This window comes from Pseudomonas sp. NPDC088429, from assembly GCF_044753305.1.
Classification (GTDB): Bacteria; Pseudomonadota; Gammaproteobacteria; order Pseudomonadales; family Pseudomonadaceae; genus Aquipseudomonas; species Aquipseudomonas rustica.
This window is the reverse complement of record NZ_JBIVMX010000010.1, coordinates 17,582-39,110: the sequence shown is the minus strand read 5'-3', so window position 1 is coordinate 39,110 and position 21,529 is coordinate 17,582. Positions and strand designations below refer to the sequence as shown.

Genomic DNA, 21,529 nt, shown 5'->3' with positions numbered 1-21,529 from the left:
TCGCATCAATGGCGAGAAGATGTCAAAGTCCTTGAACAACTTCTTCACCATCCGCGACGTGCTGGAAAAATACCACCCGGAAGTCGTGCGTTACCTGCTGGTGTCGAGCCACTACCGCAGCGCGATCAACTACTCGGAAGACAACCTCAAGGACGCCAAAGGCGCACTCGAGCGTTTCTACCACGCGCTCAAAGGCTTGCCGACCGTTGCACCGGCGGGCGGCGAAGCGTTTGTTGAACGCTTCACTACCGTGATGAACGACGACTTCGGTACCCCGGAAGCGTGCGCGGTGCTGTTTGAGATGGTGCGGGAGATCAACCGCCTGCGTGAGAGCGATCTCGATGCGGCGGCGGGTCTGGCGGCGCGTCTGAAAGAACTGGCGAGCGTGTTGGGTGTGTTGCAGTTGGAAGCCGATGACTTCCTGCAGGCGGGCGCTGAAGGGCGTGTCGATGCGGCTGAAGTTGATGCGCTGATTGCCGCGCGTCTGGCGGCTCGGGCCGGGAAGGATTGGGCTGAGTCGGATCGGATTCGTGATCAACTGACGGCGATGGGTGTGGTGTTGGAAGACGGCAAGGGTGGGACTACCTGGCGTTTGGCTGACTGATAGCTTTATTGCTGCAAAACAAAACCCGCCTCGTGCGGGTTTTTGTTTGGCCGCGAGAAGAGCCCCTCACCCTAACCCTCTCCCGGTGGGAGAGGGGACTGAGTGGGGGATGCTCAAGAGATACGCCGACCTGAACGTGCTGTACCGAATCCGTAATCGACTGGTTTTGATCGTTCCCACGCTCTGCGTGGGAATGCCTCTTCGGACGCTCCGCGTTCGGCGTTGCAGGGACGCGGAGCGTCCCCGGCTGCATGCCCACGCGGAGCGTGGGAACGATCAAAGATCGCAGCCTTCGGCAGCTCCTACAGAAATCGCGTCTCATGTAGGAGCTGCCGAAGGCTGCGATCTTTTGATCTGTGCTTTTAGCCGAGGTTGCTTTTGCTCTGCGCGTAGGTCTTGATGTCTGACGCAGCCGGATGCTGCGTCGATGACGATTCTGCAACGGAGAAATCATGGCCAATCACTACCGCGAACTGTTCGCGACCCCCGGCGCCACCGGGTTAGTGCTCGCGAGCTCCATCGCGCGGTTGCCGCAGGCGATGATCGGCATTGGCATCATCACCATGCTGGTTCAGCAAACCGGTGTGTACTGGCTGGCCGGTGCAGTCGCCGGCACGTTCACCCTGGCCAATGCACTGCTCGGCCCGTACATCTCGAAACTCGTTGACCAGCGCGGCCAGAGCCGCGTGCTGCCGGTCGTGACGGTTTTCAGCATCGTGATGCTGCTGGCGCTGATCATCGCCGTGTACATTCGCGCGCCCGCCGCATGGCTGTTTATTCTGGCGGCACTGGCGGGGACAATGCCGAGCATGCCGTCGATGATCCGCGCCCGATGGACGCAGCTATTCCGGGGCAAGCCGCAGTTACACACGGCGTTTTCGCTAGACACGGTTCTGACCGAAATGGCCTACATCGTCGGCCCGCCACTGGCAATCGGACTGAGCGTGAGCTTTTTCGCCGAAGCGGGGCCGCTGGTCGCGGTCGGATTGCTGGCCATCGGGGTCACGGCGTTTGTACTGCAACGCCAGACCGAACCCAAGGTTGTCGTGGGCCACAGCAGTCATGCCGGCTCAACCTTGCTGATCTCTGGCGTCCGCACCATTGTTTTGGCGCTGTTGGCGATGGGCGTTATCGGCGGAGCAATCGATGTCGCCGTCGTTGCGTTCGCCAATGCGCAAGGCTGGCCAGCGTCGGCGACATTCATTCTCGCGGCTTATGCCTTTGGTTCGCTGGTGGCAGGCCTGACGTTCGGGGCGATGAGGGTTTCCCTGGCGATTGAAAAACAGTTCCTGATCGGGATATTGGTCACGGCGTTTACCGGTGTGCTGCCAGTTTTTGCGACGGACGTTTATGTGCTGACCGCCGCGCTGTTTATCGCCGGCATCTCGTTTGCACCGACGATGGTTGTGGTGATGAAAATGGGCACGATCATTATCCCGTCATCGAGGATTACTGAGGGGCTGACTTGGATGACCACCGGGATCAGCGTGGGTGTTGCACTCGGCGGCATGTTGGCGGGGATGGTGATTGATACCTTTGGCGCGCGAGCGGGATTTGCGGTGGCTATTGGTGCGGGTTTGATGATGGTGGTCGTTGTGCGGGTGGGGTTGCGCACATTGGCGGCGGCTTCTGCTGTGCAGGTTGAGCCAGCCATTTAAAGTCAAAAGATCGCAGCCTTCGGCAGCTCCTACATACGATCCCTGTAGGAGCTGCCGAAGGCTGCGATCTTTTGATCTGCGCTGCTAACCCCCCAATTGCCGCAACCGCTTATAAAGCGTATTGCGGCTCACCCCCAACCGCCGTGCCAAATGCGAAATATTGCCCCCGGAAGCCTTCAGCTCCCGATTCAACGCCTCGACATCGTTCAGATCAATCCCTAACGGGGCGCAGGTTTCCACCGGCTCCATCTCCAGATCGACAAAAAAATCATCCGGCAAATGCTCCGGTCTTACTGGCTGCTCCTCGGCCATGGCCAGCGCCACCTGCATCACGCTACTGACCTGACGCAAGTTCCCCGGCCACGGATGCCGATCAAACAACTCAAGCACTTCCTGGCTCAATCCCGCCCATTGCGTCGGCTCGCGATGCTGCTCCCACAAGCGTTTAAACAACGCCTCTTTATCACTGCGCTCCCGCAGCGGCGGCAATTCCAGCGTCAATCCACCAATGCGGTAATACAAATCCTCCCTGAACCGCCCCAATTGCACTTGTTCGCGCAAGGAGCGATTAGTCGCCGAGATAATCCGCAAATCCACCGCAAACAACTCGCTGCTGCCCACCGGTTGCACACAACGCTCCTGCAACACCCGCAACAACCGCGCCTGAGTCGGCAGCGGCATGTCGCCGATTTCATCAAGGAACAGCGTGCCTTTGTCCGCCTTGCGAATCAGGCCGATGCTGCCTTTTTGATTGGCTCCAGTGAACGCGCCTTTCTCGTAGCCGAATAGTTCGGATTCGACCAGTTCGGCGGGGATCGCTGCGCAGTTGACGGCGATGAAGGCCTGTTTGCTGCGCGAACTGGCTTGATGCAGGGCTTTGACGAAGACTTCCTTGCCTACACCGGTTTCGCCGTGGATCAGCAGTGGAATGTCTTTCTCCAGCAAACGCTCAGCCTGACGTACAGCTTTTTCCACGCGACTGTCACCGAAGTGCAAGGAGTTGAGGCTGATGCCCGATGGTGCGGCCGCTTTGGCCTCCGCGATAAACACCCGTGGCTGAACCAACGCCTGCTTCGGCCGTTTCAATAGACACTGAAAACGGTTGCGCCCAGAGGTCTGCAAGGCAAACGGAAGATCATCCGGCTGATTGAGCAATTCCAGCAGCGACACATTAAACAAACTCTCAACACTGACCCGCGACAAGCGCACACCGAGCAGGTTATCCGCCCGACGATTGGCCGACAGCACTTGCCCGCTCTCATCAAAAATCAACAACCCGGCCCACTGGCTGTCGAGGTTGTTCAGCCCGGTATTGAAGGTCAGTTGAAAATGCTGGCCATGGAACAGGTTGAGGATCAGCCGGTTTTCCACGGTCTGGCTCATCATCTTGACCATGCCCAAGGTGTGCGACGGCGGTAGATAACTGTCGCTGGACACATCGAGCACGGCGATCACCTTGCGCTCGGCATCGAAAATCGGCGCGGCGGAACCGGTCATAAAGCGGTTGGCCTTGAGGAAGTGTTCATCGTGTTCGATATGTACCGCTTGTTCGCACGCCAGTGCCGTGCCGATCGCGTTGGTGCCGCTGCAGCGCTCCATCCAGCTCGCACCGCCCTGAAACCCCCTGGCCAGATTCGGCTCGATAAAGCGCTGCGTGCCCCACGATGTCAGCACCTGGCCCTGATTGTCGGCGAGCATGATCAGGCAGTTGGAATTGCTGAGGATGTTTTCGTAATAGGGCAGGACTTCCTGATGCGTGGTCTGCACCAGTGAATGATGGCGGTCGAGCAGGTGCGTAATGCCGGCGGCGGGGAGTTGGTCGAAGGCCGGGGTGCTTTGGTGATCAAGACCAAACGCGCGGCAACGTTGCCAGGAATTCTGGACGAGCGCGTCGTGGGACAGCGGCGGGGCAGGTGCGGCCATGGCAGTCAGCCTCTGATGTAGCATTCTTATTATTGTTATGCGATCCCCTGTAGGAGCTGCCGCAGGCTGCGATCTTTTGATCTTGATGGTAAAAAAACAGGATCAAAAGATCGCAGCCTGCGGCAGCTCCTACAGGGGGATCGGTTCGCAAAAAGCGTTCATAGAGTGTTGTTCACTATTGTTCATTGTCAATCGCCCGACTGTTCAAATGTGTTCAGCAATGAACGCCCAATCCCTGCGTTTTCAACGATTTTCGCGCCAAATCAATCACTTGCCATTTCTGGCACGAAACTCGCTCCCGTGCACAGGTCGCTTGACTCCAATAATAAAAAGGCCGAGCCATGTCACTCACCCTGGAGCACGTCAGCCGCACCGTCGAGGGCCAGACCTGGATCGACGATGCCTGCCTGAAATTCGAAGCCGGTTCGTTCAACGTTTTGCTCGGTCGCACCCTGTCCGGCAAAACCAGCCTCATGCGCTTGATGGCTGGTCTGGACAAGCCCGACAGCGGGCGCATCCTGATGAACGGCGTCGACGTCACCCAACGCCCGGTGCGCCTGCGCAACGTGTCGATGGTCTATCAGCAGTTCATCAATTACCCGACCATGACCGTGTTCGAGAACATCGCCTCGCCGCTACGGCAGGCCGGTGTGTCGAAAGAGATCATCCACAGCAAAGTGCAGGAAACAGCGCGGATGTTGCGCATCGAGAAGTTTCTGCAACGCTTTCCGCTGGAACTCTCCGGCGGCCAGCAGCAGCGCACCGCCATGGCCCGCGCCTTGGTCAAAGACGCCGAGCTGATCCTGTTCGATGAACCGCTGGTCAACCTCGATTACAAACTGCGCGAGGAGCTGCGCCAGGAAATGCGCGAGCTGTTCAAGGCGCGCCACACCATTGCGATTTACGCCACCACCGAACCCAACGAGGCGCTGGCCCTCGGCGGCACCACGACCATTCTTCACGAAGGCCGGGTGATTCAGAGCGGCCCGTCCACGTCGGTGTATCACCAGCCACAAACCGTGCTCGCTGCCGAATTGTTCTCCGAGCCACCGATCAACCTGATGCCGGGGCGCATCGCCGGCAACGAAGTTAGTTTCGCCAATTTTGTGCACTTCCCGTTGAACGTCGATCTGCGCCCGGTGGGCGAGGGCGAGTTCCGTTTTGGCGTGCGCCCCAGCCACATCTCGCTGGTGCCGAGCAACGATGACGATCTCGAACTGGCGGTCACCGTCGAAGTCGCCGAGATCAGCGGTTCGGAAACCTTCCTGCACGTGCGCAACGAGCATTTCCTGCTGGTGCTGCACCTGCCCGGCGTTCACGAATACGACGTCGATGCGCCGATCCGCATTTACATCCCGACCCACAAACTGTTCGTTTTCGATGCGCAGGGCCGTCTGGTGCAAGCACCGGGCCGGCGTGTCGCGAGGGTTGCCTGATGGCCGAAATCCGTTTGCAGCACCTCGCCCACAGCTACAGCAAAACCCCGAGCGGCGCGGAGGATTACGCGATCCGCGAGATGGATCATGTCTGGGAGCAGGGCGGCGCTTACGCCTTGCTTGGCCCATCGGGTTGCGGCAAGTCGACCTTGCTCAACATCATTTCCGGATTGCTCAGCCCCTCGCAGGGCCACGTCTTGTTCGACGGCAAAGCGGTCAACGACCTGACGCCGGAGAAGCGCAACATCGCTCAGGTTTTCCAGTTTCCGGTGGTCTACGACACCATGACCGTGTTCGATAACCTTGCCTTTCCCCTGCGCAATCAAGGCATGGCCGAGGCGAAAGTGCACAGCAAGGTGCAGGAAATTGCCGAAGTGCTCGACCTGCAAAACCTCCTGAGCAAGAAGGCACGCAACCTTACCGCCGACGAAAAACAGAAAGTCTCGATGGGCCGTGGTCTGGTGCGCGATGACGTTTCCGCGATCCTCTTCGACGAGCCGCTGACGGTGATCGACCCGCACCTGAAGTGGAAACTGCGGCGCAAGCTCAAGCAGATCCACGAGCAGTTCAACATCACCATGGTCTACGTGACCCACGATCAACTGGAAGCCTCGACCTTCGCCGACAAGATCGCGGTGATGTACGGCGGCCAGATTGTGCAGTTCGGCACGCCACGGGAATTGTTCGAACGGCCGAGCCACACCTTTGTCGGCTATTTCATCGGCAGCCCGGGGATGAACCTGATCGAGGTGCAGCCGCAACCCGGCGGCGTCGGTTTCGCCTCGACGCACTTGCCGTTGTCCGACGCCATGCAGCGACATATCGAGCACGGCCAGTGGAAAAATCTGAAGGTCGGTATCCGTCCTGAATTCATTCACGTGTGGGACGAACCGTTTGATGACGCGATGCAGGCAAACGTCGTACACGTCGAAGACCTCGGCACCTACAAGATCATGACCCTCGACCTCGACGGCGCACCGCTGAAAGTGCGTCTGGCCGAAGACAAACCGGTGCCGCAGGGCACCGCGTACATCAGTTTTCCGGCGCAGTGGCTGATGGTTTATGCCGATGAGTTTCTGCTAGAAGCCGACAGCAGCGAGGTGCAGCCATGAACAAGGTGCAGAACAACAAAGCCTGGTGGCTGGTGTTGCCGGTGTTCCTGCTGGTGGCGTTCAGTGCGGTGATCCCGATGATGACCGTGGTCAACTATTCGGTGCAGGACATCTTCGACCAGTCCAGCCGCTACTTCGTCGGTGCCGACTGGTACAAGCAAGTGCTGCTCGATCCGCGTCTGCACGACTCGTTGCTGCGTCAGTTCATCTACTCGGCGTGCGTGTTGTTGATTGAAATTCCGCTGGGCATCGCCGTCGCGTTGACCATGCCGACCGAGGGCCGCTGGTCGTCGGTGGTGCTGATCATTCTGGCGATTCCGCTGCTGATTCCGTGGAACGTGGTCGGCACCATCTGGCAGATTTTCGGCCGCGCCGACATTGGTCTACTGGGTTCAAGCCTCAACGCGATGGGCATCAGCTACAACTACGCGGCCAACACCATGGACGCCTGGGTGACGGTGCTGGTGATGGATGTCTGGCACTGGACTTCATTGGTGGCGTTGCTGTGCTTCTCCGGATTGCGCGCGATTCCCGATGTGTATTACCAAGCGGCGCGCATCGATCGAGCCTCAGCCTGGGCGGTGTTCAGGCACATTCAGTTGCCCAAGTTGAAGAGCGTGCTGCTGATCGCAGTGATGCTGCGTTTCATGGACAGTTTCATGATTTACACCGAGCCGTTCGTGCTCACCGGCGGCGGGCCGGGCAATGCCACGACCTTCTTGAGTCAGACGTTGACCCAAATGGCCGTAGGGCAATTCGACCTCGGTCCGGCAGCGGCGTTTTCGCTGGTGTACTTCCTGATCATCCTGTTGGTGTCCTGGCTGTTCTACACCGCCATGACGCACTCCGACGCCAACCGCTGAGGCCCGGCCATGAGCAAAAGAAAGCTTATTCCGTTGCTGGTGTACATCCTGTTCCTGCTGGTGCCGATCTACTGGCTGCTGAACATGTCCTTCAAGAGCAACACCGAAATCCTCGGCGGCCTGACGCTTTTCCCACAGGAATTTACGCTGGCGAACTACAAAGTGATCTTCACCGATCCGAGTTGGTACAACGGCTATCTCAACTCGCTGTATTACGTGAGCCTGAACACGGTGATCTCGTTGAGTGTGGCGCTGCCGGCGGCCTATGCGTTTTCGCGCTATCGCTTTCTTGGCGACAAGCATCTGTTCTTCTGGCTACTGACCAACCGTATGGCGCCACCGGCGGTGTTTTTGCTGCCGTTCTTCCAGTTGTATTCGTCGATTGGGCTATTCGACACGCACATCGCTGTGGCCTTGGCGCACTGCCTGTTCAACGTGCCATTGGCGGTGTGGATTCTTGAAGGCTTCATGTCCGGCGTGCCCAAGGAAATCGACGAAACCGCCTACATCGACGGCTACAGTTTCCCCAAGTTTTTCGTGAAGATTTTCATCCCGCTGATCGGCTCCGGTATCGGCGTCACGGCGTTTTTCTGCTTCATGTTTTCCTGGGTCGAGTTGCTGCTGGCGCGCACGTTGACCTCGGTAAACGCCAAGCCGATTGCGGCGGTGATGACGCGTACGGTTTCAGCATCGGGTATCGATTGGGGCGTGCTGGCGGCGGCGGGGGTGTTGACCATTCTGCCGGGCATGCTGGTGATCTGGTTTGTTCGCAACCACGTGGCCAAGGGCTTTGCCCTCGGTCGGGTCTGAGGAACTGATGATGGAATGGATGAGTTGGACCACACCCACCGCAGCATTTTTCATCGTTATCGGTCTGCTGCTGGTCGGCATGACCACGTGGGAATTGCGTTCGCCGAGCATCTTGCGGCGAGGTTTTCTACCGATTGCCACCACCCGTGGCGATCGTTTGTTTATCGGTCTTCTCGGCAGCGCCTACCTGCATTTGCTGGTAATCGGCGCCACCGACTGGAGCATCTGGGTGGCGTCCGCGTTGTCCCTGGTGTGGCTGTTGGCTGTGATGCGTTGGGGCTAGTCGAGTCAATCGGCAACCGTGCTCCGAAATCCTAAACAGGAGGTCTCTATGTTCGACAAAAACAATAAGCTGCGACATAGCATTTCATTGGCAGCCATGCTGGCACTCAGCGGTTTGAGCGCCGCCGCGTGGGCCGATGCCTACGAAGACGCGGCGAAAAAATGGATCGGCAGTGAATTCAAACCGTCGACCCTGACGGCTGAACAGCAGCTCGAAGAATTGAAGTGGTTCATCAAGGCTGCCGAGCCGTTTCGCGGCATGGAAATCAAGGTCGTTTCCGAGACCCTGACCACCCACGAATACGAGTCGAAAGTGCTTGCCAAGGCATTCACCGAAATCACCGGGATCAAGCTCACCCACGACCTGCTGCAAGAAGGCGACGTGGTCGAGAAAATGCAGACGGTGATGCAGTCCGACAAAAATATCTATGACGGCTGGGTCAACGACTCGGACCTGATCGGTACGCACTTTCGCTACGGCAAAACCGAATCGATCACCGACCTGATGGCCAACGAAGGCAAGAATTTCACCTCGCCGACCCTCGACATAAAAGACTTCATCGGCATCTCGTTCACCACCGCGCCGGACGGCAAGATCTATCAACTGCCTGACCAGCAATTCGCCAACCTTTACTGGTTCCGCGCTGACTGGTTCGAGCGCGCCGATCTGAAAGCCAAGTTCAAGGAAAAGTACGGCTACGAATTGGGCGTGCCGGTGAACTGGTCGGCCTATGAAGACATCGCCAAATTCTTCAGCGAAGACGTCAAGGAAATCGACGGCAAGCGCGTTTACGGGCACATGGATTACGGCAAGAAAGACCCGTCGCTGGGCTGGCGCTTCACCGATGCCTGGTTCTCCATGGCCGGTGGCGGCGACAAGGGTTTGCCCAACGGTTTGCCGGTGGACGAGTGGGGGATTCGCGTCGAGGACTGCCATCCGGTCGGTTCCAGCGTGACCCGTGGCGGCGACACCAACGGCCCGGCCGCTGTGTTCGCTACGCAAAAATATGTCGATTGGTTGAAGGCTTATGCGCCACCGGAGGCGGCGGGCATGACCTTCTCCGAATCTGGGCCAGTGCCGTCGCAGGGCAATATCGCCCAGCAGATTTTCTGGTACACCGCGTTTACCGCCGACATGACCAAACCGGGCCTGCCGGTGGTCAACGCCGACGGCACGCCGAAATGGCGAATGGCGCCGTCGCCACGCGGGCCGTATTGGGAGGAGGGCATGAAGCTCGGGTATCAGGACGTGGGTTCGTGGACGTTCATGAAGTCGACGCCTGAGAAGCAGAAACTGGCGGCGTGGTTGTATGCGCAGTTTGTGACCTCGAAAACCGTGTCGCTGAAGAAAACCATTGTCGGGCTGACGCCGATTCGTGAGTCGGACATCAACTCGCAGGCGATGACTGATCTGGCGCCGAAGCTCGGTGGTCTGGTTGAGTTTTATCGCAGCCCGGCGCGGGTGCAGTGGACGCCGACCGGGACTAACGTGCCGGACTATCCGCGTCTGGCGCAGTTGTGGTGGAGTCATATTGCTGAGGCGGCGAGTGGTGAGAAGACGCCGCAGCAGGCGCTGGATGGGTTGGCCAAGGATCAGGATGCGATCATGACGCGTCTGGAGCGTTCGAAGGCGCAGGCGGTGTGTGCGCCGAAGATGAATCCGGAGCGGGATGCGCAATATTGGTTTGATCAACCGGGGGCGCCGAAGCCTAAGTTGGCGAATGAGAAGCCTAAGGGGGAGACGGTGAGTTATAACGAGCTGTTGAAATCTTGGGCGGATGCGCGGAAGTAAACATTGAAGCTGGAAAACGGCACTGGGAGGTGCCGTTTTTTTTTGGCTGGTGGTGTACATATCCGTTGCTGCGGGGGTGGCTGGTTAGGGTTCCGCCCTTACGGCGGGTCACTTTTGCAGACGCCCAAAAGTAACCAAAACGCTGTGCCCTGACGTCCGGCCCTCGCTAAGGCTCGGGTTCCTTCGTTCCGGGTTCATCCGGGGGCATCGCCTACGGTTTGCTTCGCTGCACCTCCTCTCGATGCTTTCCCCGTATGAATCCCTCCACTCAGCCTCCCGACGGGCTCTAAGATCAAAAGCAGGCGAGCTGACACTCGGCCTAATTGGATGCGAGTTCGCCGCGATTCCATGTAGGAGCTGCCGAAGGCTGCGATCTGTTGATCTTGCTTTTGTAGGAGCTGAGCTTGCTCGCGAAAGCGGCCTCACATTCAACATCGAAATCAACTGACCCACCGCTTTCGCGAGCAAGCCGGCTCCCACAGGTTTTTGCAGTGTTCACAAAATTTGGGTACGCCACAAATCACTGTGGGAGCGAGCTTGCTCGCGAATCCGGTCTACCATCCAACATCAAAATTGACTGACCCACCGCTTTCGCCAGCAGACTGGCCCCCACATTTTTCTGCGATGACCACAGACTCCGCGCACGCCGCAGGTCACTGTGGGAGCTTGCCTGCAAGCGATTGCAGCCTACCATTCAACATCGAAATCAACTGACCCGCCGCCATCGCTGGCAAGCCGGCTCCCACAGGTTTTTGCAGTGTTCACAAAATTTGGGTACGCCACAAACCACTGTGGGAGCGGGCTTGCTCGCGATTGCGGCCTACCATCCAACATCAAAATTAACTGACCCACCGCTTTCGCCAGCAGGCTGGCTCCCACATTTTTCTGCGATGACCACAGACTCCACGCACGCCGCAGGTCACTGTGGGAGCTTGCCTGCAAGCGAATGCGGTCTGCCATTCAACATCGAAATCAACTGACCCACCGCCATCGCTGGCAAGCCATCTGCCCTGAGGCTTCTGGGGTATCAGGTCAGACCAAAACAGCCAGGTCGGTGTACCGAGCAACCAAAGGATCAGCCGTGAGCAACTTCATCGGTTCGGTCATTGCTGTGGCCACGATAATGCGGTCAAACGGATCCCGGTGATGGTGCTCAAGATCCTTCACGGCGATGGCGTGTTCTGCAGTCACCGGCAGTTCGATGAAGCCGCTATCAAGGCAAGATTGGCGGACTTCTTCCAGATCAACATTCAGCTTGCCGAGCCCGACCTTGATCGCCATTTCCCAAAAGGTGGCGGCGCTGATGTAGACATCGGCAGCGTTCTCAATCAGTTTTCTGGCTTTGCCGGACAGTCTCGCGTCATCACTGAGCGTCCAGAGCAAAATGTGCGTGTCGAGCAGAAGCCTCATGCTTGAGTGCCCTCAAATGCATCAAGCATGTCATCGGGCAATGGTGAGTCGAAATCGTCGGGCAACACCAGTTTGCCTTTCATTGCGCCAATTCGCTGTGCGCTGGGTTTTCCTACGGGAACGAGGCGAGCCATCGCTCGGCCATGCTTGGCAATCGTAATGACTTTGCCAGCAGCGGCATCATCGACGAGTTTGGATAAATTGTTTTTTGCTTCAGCCAGCGGAACGATGATCATCGGCTCACCCCTGTATTCTGGACAAATATAGCCAGAATATTTCAGCACTGCCAATTCATAGACTTCTTCAGCCCACACTATGTCCGAAAATCTATGTAGGAGCTGCCGCAGGCTGCGATCTTTTGATCTTGATCTAAAAAACAAGAGCAAAAGATCGCAGCCTGCGGCAACTCCTACAGGGATGATTCGGTGGTGCGGAAGCCCAGGCGGAAAACGGTCATAACTCCCGGCAAGCTCTTCACCTCCGCCACCCCCTGATGCAGGCTCATGATCGAGCGCACGATCGCTAACCCCAGCCCGGTACTTCCCTGCGTTCTTGAGCGGCTGCTATCGACTCGGTAGAAGCGGTCAAACAGATACGGTAGATGCTGCGCCTCGATCCCGGCGCCGGGATTGCTCACTAGCAACGACGTCTGCGTCGCACCTTGTTCTATCAACAACGTGACGGTTTTCCCGTTCGGGCAGTGCCGCAAAGCATTCGACAACAAATTCGAAATCGCCCGTTGAATCATCAGCCGATCACCCAGCACCGTCGCGCTCCCGACCACGTTCAAATGAATGCTCTTGTCCTGCGCCGACAACGAAAACATCTCTGCCACCTTCGTCACTTCAACCTCCAGCGCCACCGATTCAAACGGCGCCAGCGCTGACGGATGACTCACTTGCGCCAGAAACAACATGTCGGAAACGATCCGCGCCACGCGCTCCAGTTCTTCGGTGCACGACACCAGCACATCCTTGTATTCCTCAACGCTGCGTTCGCGTGAGAGCGTCACTTGCGCCTTGCCCATCAGGTTATTGATCGGCGTGCGCAATTCATGCGCCAGGTCGTCGGAGAACTGCGACAACTGCTGCACCCCGGCGTCCAGTCGATGCAGCATGAAGTTGATGCCTTGCGCCAGTTCACTCAACTCCTGCGGCATGTTCACCACCGACAGGCGATGATCGAGATCCTGGGTCGAGACCATCGCCGCGACTTTGCGAAACTCGCGCATCGGCGCCAGTCCGCGTTGTACCGCGCCCCACGCCGTGAGGCCGATGAATACCAGCAACAGCGGCAAGGCAATCAGCGTCGAGCGCAGATAGGCGCTGAGCAACGCCTCATCGTGGGCGTTATCCACCGACAGCAGCACGGGCACGCTGTTGCCGTCCTTGAGGCGAATCAGTTTCGAGGCAGTGAGGAATTTCTTCCCTTCCGCGTCGGTGCTGTCGCTGTAGGTCAACTGATCTGTGGTGGCGCGAACCGCCTTCAATTCAACCCGTGGCTCGGCCAGTCCCGAGCCGGATTTGAGCAGCGGAGAACGCTGATTCAAGCGGTCATAAATCATCAGCGTGAGGTTGTCATGGCCCATCACCTGATCGAGCAAAATATGCGGTTTACCGCTGATTTCATTGGCATCGACGTACAACGACAGGCTGTGCTCGACCTGTTGCATCTTCTTTTCCAGACTGTCTCTGGAAAGCGCATTCAGCTCATGGGTCAGGGCGAAATAGGCAAGGATCGCCAGAAACACCACCAGCAGCGCGCCGAGAATGCTCACCGTCAAACCGAGGCGCATCGACAGGCTGGCCGGTTTCATTCGCGCGCCTCCAGCACGTAGCCGACACCGCGCAGGGTGTGGATCAGTTTGCTGTCGAACGGGTCGTCGATTTTTGCGCGCAAGCGGCGGATCGACACTTCGACCACATTGGTGTCGCAGTCGAAATTCATGTCCCACACCAATGAGATGATTTGCGTGCGCGTCAGCACTTCGCCGGACTGGCGCATCAGCAGGTGCAGCAGGGCGAATTCCTTGGTGGTCAGGTCGATGCGTTGCTCGCCACGGAATGCGCGATGGCGGCCCGGGTCGAGTTCCAGATCGGCGACTTTCAGCACCTGTGGCAGCGGAATGTTTTCGCTGCGACGCATCAAGGTGCGTACCCGCGCGAGCAGTTCGGGGAATTCGAACGGTTTGACCAGATAGTCGTCGGCGCCCAGATCGAGGCCACGAATCTTGTCGGCCAGACGTCCGCGCGCGGTGAGCATCATCACCCGCGTGGCGTGGGTTTTGCGCAGTTGTTCGAGCACGCCCCAGCCGTCCAGTTCGGGCAGGTTCACATCGAGAATAATCAGGTCATAGGCCTGTTGTTGCGCCAGGTGCAAACCATCGGCGCCGGTGGCGGCGTGGTCAACCACATATCCACTTTCGGTCAATCCCTGATGCAAGTATTCGGCAGCTTTAAGCTCGTCCTCGACGACAAGGATTCGCATGATCTTTCACCACTTATATTTAATGGGTATTTGATTAAAAAGGGCCCTCACCCTAGTCCTCTCCCGGAGGGAGAGGGGATTGAATGGGGGATATTTCAGAACTACGCTGACGTGAAAAAGCTTTACTGAATCCATAATCGACTTGATGTAACAGGTCGATAAATACCGCCAGACAACTCGGTCGGCTCCCTCTCCCCCCGGGAGAGGGCTGGGGTGAGGGGAAGTCCGCACAATAAAGGTTGTAGTGGCTACAGGGTCAACGACCAAGCGCTTTAAACCAGGGTTCTGCGACAGTCGGTCGCAGCGGGAACCCCAAAACTTCCATAACTTTGATTCAGGCAAGTGCTGTTCAGCAGATATCTAACCCGCATTTGTTTCCATGTATTACGACAACAGCATTCGCACTTCGCATCCTAGAACAAAACAACTAGTTCCAACCGTGGATAACGGATTTGTAATGTTCCAGTCACCTTGTCGATAAGTTCAAAACCCTACCGTGGCGGCATCAAAGATTCTTGAATAAAGGAAGTCTGCCATTGCCCGGTTTAATTGAACTGACGGCGCGATCACGCCTGCAAAAAACACTCGGTAGCCTGCTGTTTTTGGCCAGTGCCAGCCTGGCGAATGCCTCGACGCTGACGCTGGATCAAGCCCTGCAAAGCGCCTTCGCCGGTAACCCCGATCTGGCCGCCGCGCAGTGGGAAATCGGCATTGCCGAAGGTGATCGTGTGCAGGCTGGTTTGATCCCCAACCCGGAAGTTTCCTGGGAGGCCGAAGACACTCGCCGCGATTCGCGCACCACGACGATCATGCTCAGCCAACCGATTGAACTGGGCGGCAAACGCGGTGCACGGATCGACGTCGCCAGCCGCGCGCAGGACGCCGCCGGCATCGAACTGGAGCGCAAGCGCAATGCCTTGCGCGCCGATGTGATTCAAGCGTTCAACAGTGCGCAAACCGCGCAGCAACGCCTGGATCTGTCTCGACAATCGCTGCAACTCGCCGAGAAGGGTTTGCGCGTGGCTGACGGGCGCATTGAGGCCGGTAAATCGTCGCCGGTTGAAGGCACGCGGGCGCAAGTGCAGCTCTCGGAAGTACGTATTGAAGTGAGCCGCGCCGAGCGCGATCAGGCCAACGCGTATCAACAATTGGCGCAGGTGATGGGCGTGCCTTTGCCGGCATCGACCAAGGTGCAGGCACCGGCGAAAAGCCTGATGGCTGTTCCACCGCCGACAAGATTACTCGAGCGTCTGAATGAGACCGCTGAGCTGCGTCTGGCCAAACTACAGATCGATCAGCGCGAAGCCTCATTGGGATTGGAGAAGTCCCAGCGCATCCCCGATCTGACCGTGAGCGTGGGCAGCCAATACAGCGAAACCGAACGCGAACGGGTCAACGTGGTCGGGCTGTCGATGCCGATTCCGTTGTTCAACCGCAATCAAGGCAACGTGCTCGCCGCCGCGCGCCGCACCGATCAGGCACGGGATATGCGCAACGCTACCGAACTGCGGTTGCGCACCGAAATCCAGACCAGTCTTGAGCAATGGCAGACCGCCAACGGCGAAGTCACAGCCTTCAACCAGACCATCCTGCCCGCCGCGCAACGTGCGGTCGACAGCGCCACGCGCGGCTTCGAAATGGGCAAATTCGGCTTCCTCGATGTGCTCGATGCGCAGCGCACGCTGATCGCCGCGCGCAGCCAATACATCCAGGCCGTCAGTGAAGCCACCGACGCCCGCGTACGCATCGAACGGATCTTCGGCGAGCTCGCCGTCAGCCCTTGAATTTCATCTTTTTGAGCACTGCGCGATGGCACGGCGCAGAGGAGTTTCCATGGACAAAAAACTGATTGTGGTCGCTGCGGCGACATTGGCGTTGGGCATTGGTGTGGGCTCGATGTGGTCGGGCACTGCCTCCATCGACGCGCATGCCGATGAAGCGGCGGATCACGCCGATCACGCTGAAGAAGGCGCTGCGGCTGAGCATGGCGAAGAAGGGCACATCGAATTGAGCGCCGAGCAAATCACCGCTGCCGGCATTCAATTGGCTGACGCGAAACCGCAAAACATCAGCCTCGGCTTGCCGTTTCCCGGTGAAGTGCGCTTCGACGATGACCGCACCGCCCACGTGGTGCCGCGCGTGCCGGGGGTGGTCGAGGCGGTCTCGGTCAACCTCGGGCAGACGGTGAAGAAGGGCCAGCTGCTCGCGGTGATCGCCAGTCAGCAGATCTCCGATCAGCGCAGCGAACAAGCGGCGGCGCAACGGCGTTTGGCGTTGGCGCGCACGACCTATGAGCGGGAGAAAAAACTCTGGCAGGACAAGATCTCGGCCGAACAGGATTTCCTCCAGGCGCGTCAGGCTCTGCAAGAAGCCAAAATCGCCGTAAGCAATGCGCGGCAAAAGATCAGCGTGCTCAGCGGCAGCGTGCTCGCCACCGGCGGCAATCGCTACGAATTGCGCGCGCCGTTTGACGGCGTGGTGGTGGAAAAGCACCTGACGCCGGGTGAGGTGGTCGATGAAACCACGGCAGCGTTCACGCTCTCGGATTTGTCGCGGGTGTGGGTGACGTTCGGCGTTTCACCGAAGGATCTGAACATGGTGCAAGTGGGTAAAGCGGTCACCGTCAGCGCGCCGGAATTGAACGCCGAAGTTGTTGGCAGCGTGGCCTATGTTGGCAGTTTGCTCGGCGAACAAACCCGCACTGCAACCGTGCGCGTGACCCTGGAAAACCCGCAAGGCTCATGGCGCCCCGGTCTGTTCGTCACCGCGCTGGTCGCTACCGACAGCCGCGAAGCGAAAGTCGCCGTACCGGAAACCGCAATCCAGACCGTCGAGGACAAACCGACGGTGTTCGTACGCACCGACGATGGTTTCGAAGCGCGCCCGGTTGAGTTGGGCAGTCGCGCGGCGGGCCAGGTGGAAATCACCCAAGGGCTGGAGCCGGGCGCGCAAGTCGCCAGCGCCGGTAGCTTCGTCCTCAAATCGGAACTGGGCAAAGCCTCAGCCGAGCACAGCCACTGATCCGGAAGACACCCATGTTCGAACGCCTGATCCAGTTTGCCATCGAGCAGCGCATTATCGTCCTGCTCGCCGTTCTGCTTATGGCCGGCCTCGGTATCGCCAGTTATCAAAAACTGCCGATCGACGCCGTGCCCGACATCACCAACGTCCAGGTGCAAATCAACACCGGCGCTGCCGGGTTCTCGCCGCTGGAAACCGAACAGCGCATCACCTTCCCGATTGAAACCGCAATGGCCGGTTTGCCGGCGCTGGAGCAGACCCGTTCGCTATCGCGTTCGGGCCTGTCGCAAGTCACGGTGATCTTCAAGGACGGCACCGACCTGTTCTTCGCCCGTCAGTTGGTCAACGAGCGTTTGCAGATCGCCAAGGAGCAATTGCCCGAAGGCGCGGAAGCGATGATGGGGCCGATTTCCACCGGGCTCGGCGAGATTTTTCTGTGGACGGTTGAAGCCAAGGAGGGCGCGCTCAAGGACGACGGCACAAGCTACACGCCGACCGATTTGCGGGTGATTCAGGATTGGATCATCAAGCCGCAATTGCGCAACGTGCCGGGTGTGGCCGAGATCAACACCATCGGCGGTTTCGCCAAGGAATATCAGATCGCGCCGGATCCGAAACGGCTGGCGGCGTACAAGTTGACGCTCACTGATCTGGTCACCGCGCTGGAGCGCAACAACGCCAACGTCGGCGCCGGGTACATCGAGCGCAGCGGCGAGCAATTGCTGATTCGCGCACCGGGGCAAGTGGCGAGCACCGAGGACATCGCCAATATCGTCATGGCCAATGTCGACGGCACGCCGATCCGCGTGAAAAACGTGGCGACGGTAGAAATCGGCCGCGAATTGCGCAGCGGCGCGGCCACGGAAAACGGTCGCGAAGTGGTGCTCGGCACGGTGTTCATGCTGATCGGCGAGAACAGTCGAACGGTCTCGCAAGCGGTGGCCAGCAAGCTTGAACAGATCAATAAATCCTTGCCCCAAGGCGTGATCGCCGTGCCGGTTTACGACCGTACACACCTGGTCGACAAAGCCATCGCCACGGTGAAAAAGAACCTCATCGAAGGCGCGATTCTGGTGATCGCGATTCTGTTTTTGTTCCTCGGTAATATCCGCGCGGCGCTGATTACTGCGATGGTGATTCCGCTGTCGATGCTGTTCACCTTCACCGGGATGTTCAGCAACAAAGTCAGCGCCAACCTGATGAGTCTCGGCGCACTGGACTTCGGGATTATTGTCGACGGTGCGGTGGTAATCGTTGAAAACACCCTGCGGCGATTGGCCCATGCGCAGCAGCATCATGGGCGTTTATTGACCCGCGCCGAGCGTTTCAAGGAGGTGTTTGCGGCGGCGAAAGAAGCGCGGCGACCGCTGATTTTCGGGCAATTGATCATCATGGTCGTGTACCTGCCGATCTTCGCGTTGAGCGGCGTCGAAGGGAAAATGTTCCATCCGATGGCGTTCACTGTGGTCATCGCTTTGCTCGGCGCGATGCTGTTGTCGGTGACCTTTGTGCCGGCGGCGATTGCGTTGTTCGTGACCGGCAAGGTCAAGGAAGAAGAGGGCGCGGTGATGCGCGGTGCACGCCGCGTTTATGCGCCGGCGCTGGCCTGGGTGATGAGTCATCGCGCAGTTGCGGTGAGCGCTGCGTTGGCTGTGATCGTGCTCAGCGGCGTGCTCACCAGTCGTATGGGCAGCGAGTTTGTGCCGAGCCTCAGCGAAGGGGATTTTGCCCTGCAAGCGCTGCGCGTACCGGGCACCAGCCTGACGCAATCGGTGGATATGCAGCAGCGACTGGAGAGGGTGATTCTGGCGAAAGTGCCGGAAGTCGAACGCGTCTTTGCCCGTACCGGTACTGCCGAAATCGCTTCCGATCCGATGCCGCCGAACATCTCCGACAGCTACGTGATGCTCAAGCCGAAAGAGCAGTGGCCGGATCCGCGTAAGTCGCGCGAAACCTTGATGGCGGAACTGCAAGCCGCTGCGGCGACCTTGCCCGGCAGCAACTATGAGTTGTCGCAGCCGATTCAGTTGCGCTTCAACGAACTGATTTCCGGGGTGCGCAGCGATGTCGCGGTGAAGGTGTTTGGCGATGACATGGACGTGCTCAACGCCACGGCGGCGAAGATTGCCGCAGCCATGCAAAAGGTCAACGGTGCCTCTGAAGTGAAGGTCGAGCAAACCACCGGGTTGCCGGTGCTGACCATCAATATCGATCGCGACAAGGCTGCGCGTTATGGGCTGAATGTGGGGGATGTGCAGGACACGATTGCCGTTGCGGTGGGCGGGCGTCAGGCGGGGATTTTGTATGAAGGCGATCGGCGTTTCGACATGGTCGTGCGTTTGTCCGATGCCATGCGCAAGGACATCGACGGACTCTCGGCGCTGCTGATTCCGGTGCCTTCTGTGAATGGCACGGCGAGTCAGATCGGTTTTATCGCCCTCAAGGAAGTCGCCAGCCTCGATCTGGTGCTCGGCCCGAATCAGGTCAGCCGCGAAAACGGTAAACGCCTGGTGATCGTCAGCGCCAACGTGCGTGGGCGTGACATCGGTTCGTTTGTCAGCGAGGCCGGTGCAGTGATTGAGCGTGATGTGCAAGTGCCGGCCGGGTACTGGACGAGTTGGGGCGGGCAGTTCGAACAACTGCAATCGGCGGCCAAGCGTTTGCAGATTGTCGTGCCAGTGGCGTTGCTGTTGGTGTTTGGGTTGTTGTTCATGATGTTCAACAACCTGAAGGATGGACTGCTGGTGTTTACCGGGATCCCGTTTGCGCTGACCGGCGGGGTTATGGCGCTTTGGTTAAGGGATATTCCGCTGTCGATTTCGGCGGGGGTGGGGTTTATCGCGTTGTCGGGTGTGGCGGTGCTGAATGGCTTGGTGATGATCGCGTTTATTCGTAATTTGCGGGAGGAGGGGCGTTCGCTTTCCGATGCCATTAACGAAGGTGCACTGACACGCTTGCGGCCAGTGTTGATGACAGCGCTGGTGGCGTCGCTGGGGTTCATTCCGATGGCGCTCGCGACTGGCACCGGTGCTGAAGTGCAGCGTCCGCTGGCGACCGTGGTGATCGGCGGGATCCTCTCCTCGACCATCCTCACACTGCTGATCTTGCCGGCCCTCTACCAACTCGCCCATCGCCGGGATGAGGACATAACCCCTATCCCATAAATCAACAAAAACCCCTGTGGTGAGGGGATTTATCCCCGATGGACTGCGCAGCAGGCCCGCTTCTTTTCTGGATCAAGAGAGGGGCCGCTGCGCGCCCCATCGGGGATAAATCCCCTCGCCACAAGGGTTTCTTTCTGGTCTGGGAATTTGGGTGTTTCGGCAGATAACGGATCTGTAATTTCCCCGCCACCGTCACGAAAGGTTCACCTTGTTACCTTGATCCCGTCAGCTACTTAAACGAGGAATCAACCATGAAACTTGCCCAACTCAGTGCCTTCGCAGCCGCGCTCGCGGTGTCTTCCCTGGTCATGGCCGAAGGTGGCGGTGACCGCACGTTCGAAAAAATGATGGCCGCCAACGACCGCTCCGTCGAACTCTTCGTTGCCAAGGAACAGGCCCGCGACCCTGTCGTGTTGAACGAGAAAAAAGACGACAAAACCAAAGCGCTGTAAGCGTTCGGAACGTGACCAAGCCTGTCATCGACTGCCGATGCCGGGCTATTCGATGAGGCAATGGACATGAAGATTTTTAAACGGATGGCGTTCGCTGCAGCGATGGCAGTGTCGGTGAATGCACTGGCCGAGGGCGGCGGTGATCGCACCTTCGAACGCGCGCTCAGCGCCAACAGCAAAGCCATGGAACAGTACGCCGCCAGCCAAGGCAAAGCGCCGCCGGTGGTGAAGGATTACGCGTACGGGATGAAGCTGGACGTGGTCAAAGTGGTGAGCGTGGTCAAGCCAGAGGCGGCGTGCGCCGTGGTGCCTACAGCGATGACGTACGAAGATTCGAAGGGACAGCTCAACACAATCAAATACAGCGTGGCGGGCGTGTGTCGCAACGGCGGAACCTGAAAAAAACCACAATCCCCTGTAGGAGCTGCCGAAGGCTGCGATCTTTTGATCTTGGTTTTTAAGATCAAAAGATCGCAGCCTTCGGCAGCTCCTACAGTGAGCGGATTTTATTTCGG

18 protein-coding genes are annotated in these 21,529 nt (G+C 58.5%); 13 read left to right on the top strand and 5 right to left on the bottom strand.

Translation table 11 applies throughout. The features are described from left to right. A partial coding sequence (locus tag ACIP66_RS08305; RefSeq protein WP_400647032.1) for a DALR domain-containing protein occupies positions 1 to 604 on the top strand: 604 nt, incomplete at its 5' end. Between the two features lie 452 nt (positions 605 to 1,056). After that, positions 1,057 to 2,262 (top strand): MFS transporter, encoded by a 1,206-nt coding sequence (locus tag ACIP66_RS08300; protein WP_400647029.1) that lies wholly within the window; start codon positions 1,057 to 1,059, stop codon positions 2,260 to 2,262. A gap of 84 nt (positions 2,263 to 2,346) precedes the next feature. On the opposite strand, the gene ACIP66_RS08295 is transcribed toward ACIP66_RS08300, so the two are convergent. After that, the gene (locus ACIP66_RS08295; RefSeq protein WP_400647027.1) at positions 2,347 to 4,185 is read right to left on the bottom strand and encodes a sigma-54-dependent Fis family transcriptional regulator; all 1,839 of its coding nucleotides are present in this window, start codon (positions 4,183 to 4,185) and stop codon (positions 2,347 to 2,349) included. 341 nt (positions 4,186 to 4,526) lie between these two features. On the opposite strand from ACIP66_RS08295, the gene ACIP66_RS08290 reads away from it, so the two are divergent. The 6 genes from ACIP66_RS08290 to ACIP66_RS08265 are packed head-to-tail and all read left to right on the top strand — an operon-like array spanning position 4,527 to position 10,480. Continuing rightward, entirely contained in the window at positions 4,527 to 5,621 is a 1,095-nt protein-coding gene (locus ACIP66_RS08290; protein WP_053121668.1) for an ABC transporter ATP-binding protein, read from the top strand. Next, positions 5,621 to 6,733 (top strand): ABC transporter ATP-binding protein, encoded by a 1,113-nt coding sequence (locus ACIP66_RS08285; protein ID WP_212551208.1) that lies wholly within the window; start codon positions 5,621 to 5,623, stop codon positions 6,731 to 6,733. Before ACIP66_RS08290 ends, ACIP66_RS08285 begins: the two co-directional genes overlap by 1 nt. Continuing rightward, complete coding sequence (locus ACIP66_RS08280) at positions 6,730 to 7,596, top strand: carbohydrate ABC transporter permease (protein WP_400647023.1); 867 nt, start codon at positions 6,730 to 6,732, stop codon at positions 7,594 to 7,596. The genes ACIP66_RS08285 and ACIP66_RS08280 overlap by 4 nt, the downstream gene beginning before the upstream one ends. Positions 7,597 to 7,605: 9 nt before the next feature. Next, positions 7,606 to 8,406 (top strand): carbohydrate ABC transporter permease, encoded by an 801-nt coding sequence (locus ACIP66_RS08275; RefSeq protein ID WP_400647021.1) that lies wholly within the window; start codon positions 7,606 to 7,608, stop codon positions 8,404 to 8,406. A gap of 10 nt (positions 8,407 to 8,416) precedes the next feature. Further along, positions 8,417 to 8,689 (top strand): DUF2160 domain-containing protein, encoded by a 273-nt coding sequence (locus ACIP66_RS08270; protein ID WP_053121664.1) that lies wholly within the window; start codon positions 8,417 to 8,419, stop codon positions 8,687 to 8,689. Positions 8,690 to 8,737: 48 nt separating this feature from the next. After that, positions 8,738 to 10,480 carry an ABC transporter substrate-binding protein gene (locus ACIP66_RS08265; protein WP_053121662.1) on the top strand — a complete coding sequence of 581 codons (1,743 nt, stop codon included), beginning with the start codon at positions 8,738 to 8,740 and terminating at the stop codon, positions 10,478 to 10,480. Positions 10,481 to 11,512: 1,032 nt separating this feature from the next. Here ACIP66_RS08265 and ACIP66_RS08260 read toward each other — a convergent pair. The 4 genes from ACIP66_RS08260 to ACIP66_RS08245 all read right to left on the bottom strand — a co-directional run bounded on the left by ACIP66_RS08260 (position 11,513) and on the right by ACIP66_RS08245 (position 14,377). Beyond that, positions 11,513 to 11,890: a type II toxin-antitoxin system VapC family toxin gene (locus ACIP66_RS08260; RefSeq protein WP_053121660.1), complete on the bottom strand. Its 378-nt coding sequence runs from the start codon at positions 11,888 to 11,890 to the stop codon at positions 11,513 to 11,515. After that, positions 11,887 to 12,207, bottom strand: a complete 321-nt coding sequence (locus ACIP66_RS08255; protein ID WP_400647151.1) for a type II toxin-antitoxin system Phd/YefM family antitoxin — start codon at positions 12,205 to 12,207, stop codon at positions 11,887 to 11,889. Before ACIP66_RS08255 ends, ACIP66_RS08260 begins: the two co-directional genes overlap by 4 nt. Before the next feature lie 92 nt (positions 12,208 to 12,299). Further along, a complete protein-coding gene (locus ACIP66_RS08250; protein WP_400647017.1) occupies positions 12,300 to 13,706 on the bottom strand; it encodes a heavy metal sensor histidine kinase in 1,407 nt (468 codons plus the stop codon). After that, positions 13,703 to 14,377 (bottom strand): heavy metal response regulator transcription factor, encoded by a 675-nt coding sequence (locus ACIP66_RS08245; RefSeq protein WP_053121655.1) that lies wholly within the window; start codon positions 14,375 to 14,377, stop codon positions 13,703 to 13,705. Before ACIP66_RS08245 ends, ACIP66_RS08250 begins: the two co-directional genes overlap by 4 nt. 536 nt (positions 14,378 to 14,913) lie before the next feature. Here ACIP66_RS08245 and ACIP66_RS08240 point away from each other — a divergent pair. The 5 genes from ACIP66_RS08240 to ACIP66_RS08220 all read left to right on the top strand — a co-directional run bounded on the left by ACIP66_RS08240 (position 14,914) and on the right by ACIP66_RS08220 (position 21,413). Then, on the top strand, positions 14,914 to 16,161 hold the full coding sequence (locus ACIP66_RS08240) for a TolC family protein (protein WP_400647013.1): 1,248 nt from the start codon (positions 14,914 to 14,916) through the stop codon (positions 16,159 to 16,161). A 49-nt stretch (positions 16,162 to 16,210) separates the two neighbouring features. Continuing rightward, a complete protein-coding gene (locus tag ACIP66_RS08235) occupies positions 16,211 to 17,398 on the top strand; it encodes an efflux RND transporter periplasmic adaptor subunit (RefSeq protein WP_400647010.1) in 1,188 nt (395 codons plus the stop codon). Positions 17,399 to 17,412: 14 nt separating this feature from the next. Then, entirely contained in the window at positions 17,413 to 20,562 is a 3,150-nt protein-coding gene (locus ACIP66_RS08230) for a CusA/CzcA family heavy metal efflux RND transporter (protein WP_400647007.1), read from the top strand. Between the two features lie 251 nt (positions 20,563 to 20,813). Beyond that, positions 20,814 to 21,014: a co-regulatory protein PtrA N-terminal domain-containing protein gene (locus tag ACIP66_RS08225; protein ID WP_053121647.1), complete on the top strand. Its 201-nt coding sequence runs from the start codon at positions 20,814 to 20,816 to the stop codon at positions 21,012 to 21,014. Positions 21,015 to 21,080: 66 nt separating this feature from the next. Further along, positions 21,081 to 21,413, top strand: a complete 333-nt coding sequence (locus ACIP66_RS08220; RefSeq protein WP_400647004.1) for a DUF2790 domain-containing protein — start codon at positions 21,081 to 21,083, stop codon at positions 21,411 to 21,413. Positions 21,414 to 21,529 lie beyond the last annotated feature (116 nt).

Excerpts from the sequence above, each read along its gene's own strand:
- ACIP66_RS08275 (WP_400647021.1), top strand. The coding sequence starts at position 7,606 with ATGAGCAAAAGAAAGCTTATTCCGTTGCTGGTGTACATCCTGTTCCTG.
- ACIP66_RS08290 (WP_053121668.1), top strand. The coding sequence starts at position 4,527 with ATGTCACTCACCCTGGAGCACGTCAGCCGCACCGTCGAGGGCCAGACC.
- ACIP66_RS08250 (WP_400647017.1), bottom strand. The coding sequence starts at position 13,706 with ATGAAACCGGCCAGCCTGTCGATGCGCCTCGGTTTGACGGTGAGCATT.
- ACIP66_RS08245 (WP_053121655.1), bottom strand. The coding sequence starts at position 14,377 with ATGCGAATCCTTGTCGTCGAGGACGAGCTTAAAGCTGCCGAATACTTG.
- ACIP66_RS08265 (WP_053121662.1), top strand. The coding sequence starts at position 8,738 with ATGTTCGACAAAAACAATAAGCTGCGACATAGCATTTCATTGGCAGCC.
- ACIP66_RS08300 (WP_400647029.1), top strand. The coding sequence starts at position 1,057 with ATGGCCAATCACTACCGCGAACTGTTCGCGACCCCCGGCGCCACCGGG.
- ACIP66_RS08270 (WP_053121664.1), top strand. The coding sequence starts at position 8,417 with ATGGAATGGATGAGTTGGACCACACCCACCGCAGCATTTTTCATCGTT.
- ACIP66_RS08235 (WP_400647010.1), top strand. The coding sequence starts at position 16,211 with ATGGACAAAAAACTGATTGTGGTCGCTGCGGCGACATTGGCGTTGGGC.
- ACIP66_RS08230 (WP_400647007.1), top strand. The coding sequence starts at position 17,413 with ATGTTCGAACGCCTGATCCAGTTTGCCATCGAGCAGCGCATTATCGTC.
- ACIP66_RS08260 (WP_053121660.1), bottom strand. The coding sequence starts at position 11,890 with ATGAGGCTTCTGCTCGACACGCACATTTTGCTCTGGACGCTCAGTGAT.
- ACIP66_RS08220 (WP_400647004.1), top strand. The coding sequence starts at position 21,081 with ATGAAGATTTTTAAACGGATGGCGTTCGCTGCAGCGATGGCAGTGTCG.
- ACIP66_RS08295 (WP_400647027.1), bottom strand. The coding sequence starts at position 4,185 with ATGGCCGCACCTGCCCCGCCGCTGTCCCACGACGCGCTCGTCCAGAAT.
- ACIP66_RS08280 (WP_400647023.1), top strand. The coding sequence starts at position 6,730 with ATGAACAAGGTGCAGAACAACAAAGCCTGGTGGCTGGTGTTGCCGGTG.
- ACIP66_RS08285 (WP_212551208.1), top strand. The coding sequence starts at position 5,621 with ATGGCCGAAATCCGTTTGCAGCACCTCGCCCACAGCTACAGCAAAACC.
- ACIP66_RS08225 (WP_053121647.1), top strand. The coding sequence starts at position 20,814 with ATGAAACTTGCCCAACTCAGTGCCTTCGCAGCCGCGCTCGCGGTGTCT.